This window comes from Bradyrhizobium sp. CCBAU 11386 (genome assembly GCF_028128955.1).
Lineage (GTDB): Bacteria > Pseudomonadota > Alphaproteobacteria > Rhizobiales > Xanthobacteraceae > Bradyrhizobium.
The window spans coordinates 56,271-57,016 of record NZ_LBKA01000020.1 but is presented as its reverse complement, the minus strand read 5'-3'; the positions used below and the strand labels follow the sequence as shown (position 1 = coordinate 57,016).

1 protein-coding gene is annotated in these 746 nt (G+C 47.1%); it reads right to left on the bottom strand.

Features of this window, described 5'->3' with window-relative positions; genetic code table 11:
* Window positions 1–75: 75 nt before the first annotated feature.
* Complete coding sequence (locus XI09_RS05580; RefSeq protein ID WP_271565972.1) at window positions 76–501, bottom strand: CBS domain-containing protein; 426 nt, start codon at window positions 499–501, stop codon at window positions 76–78.
* Window positions 502–746 lie beyond the last annotated feature (245 nt).

The following is a 746-nucleotide window of genomic DNA, read 5'->3' as shown; positions in this document are numbered from 1 at the left end:
CGCGATTAAATCATCACCAAAAGCGGAAAAGGTTTGACAATCGGAAAGCGCAATCGGCGTGATAGTCGATCCGCATTAGCGGTGAATAAATTGTACCAACTGGTCAATGACGAATTCTTGTTTACCGATTATGCTTTTTACCAGATCTCCAATCGATACAATTCCGACCAATTTGCCCTGATCAATAACGGGAAGGTGGCGAACTCTCTTCTCAGTCATAACGGCCATGCATTCTTCCACAGTTTGATCAAGGTGAGCGTATAAAACTTTCGCCTCCATAATGTCACGAACACGAGTTGTAGGGGATGCACGCCCCTTCAAAAACACGTTCCGTGCGTAATGTCGTTCAGTAATGATGCCAACGGGATTTCCGTCCTCGACTACAACCAAAGAACCAGTGTTCTGGTCAGCCATCTTTTGTATGGCCTCAAAGACGGTATTGTCCGGGCCAATTGTAAAAACATCATGCCCTTTTTCATTGAGCAACTGGCGGACCGTCATCGAAATTCTCAGCCCTTCGAAAAGCGTCGTTTCCTAGCAGGCTGCCTATTGGTTTGATTCGCACAAACGCTTAGACATTGTCGCAAACTATGCGCGCCATGCGAAAGCTAAATTACTACTATTGGCTAAGTGTGATTTGATCTACGTCAAAGCGCGGGAATTCGGCTGCTGACGACCCGCCAGACAAACATGGCTTGCAAAACATGCCAATGGCTACTCTTGGCCCATCAGCGAAGTGGCGGAAC